The organism is Acinetobacter sp. S4400-12, assembly GCF_024129495.1.
In the GTDB taxonomy this organism is placed as follows: domain Bacteria; phylum Pseudomonadota; class Gammaproteobacteria; order Pseudomonadales; family Moraxellaceae; genus Acinetobacter; species Acinetobacter lwoffii_C.
Genome location: NZ_JAMXYB010000114.1, coordinates 1 through 379, shown reverse-complemented (window position 1 = coordinate 379; position 379 = coordinate 1). Strand labels below are relative to the sequence as shown.

Below are 379 nucleotides of genomic sequence, written 5' to 3'. Positions count from 1 at the left end.
CAAAGTTCTTGAAGTGTTGTCATTCTGTTTACTCTTAGCTTGAATTAAGTAAACTAATAAGCTTTTCAGGGGCTTATTGTTTATTTTTGGCTTCAGAAAATGGATTGTCTGATTTCTCAACTTTCGATAGAGCTTCAGAAATGATTTGTTCCGTGAAGCTAGAAATCGTCATTCCTGCTTCAGCCGCGCAGACCCTCAGGAACTGATGACGGTTCGGGGTGGTATGTGTGATGATTGCTTTTGTTCTGCTTTCGACATTACTCATGGCAAGTCCTTAAAATGTTGATAGAGCATCAGTGAATCACTGTATTACTGAATAATATTACGATAAATCGAAAGTTTCAATACTTTGGTGGGTAAAAATGTCGATTAATGATAA

General features: G+C 36.9%; 1 protein-coding gene. It reads right to left on the bottom strand.

Annotated features, from left to right (window positions below):
- Positions 1-73: 73 nt before the first annotated feature.
- Positions 74-265 carry a hypothetical protein gene (locus tag NI461_RS14150; RefSeq protein WP_253157899.1) on the bottom strand — a complete coding sequence of 64 codons (192 nt, stop codon included), beginning with the start codon at positions 263-265 and terminating at the stop codon, positions 74-76.
- Positions 266-379: the final 114 nt, after the last annotated feature.

Coding starts and splice junctions, on each gene's coding strand:
- NI461_RS14150 (WP_253157899.1), bottom strand. CDS start 265: ATGAGTAATGTCGAAAGCAGAACAAAAGCAATCATCACACATACCACC.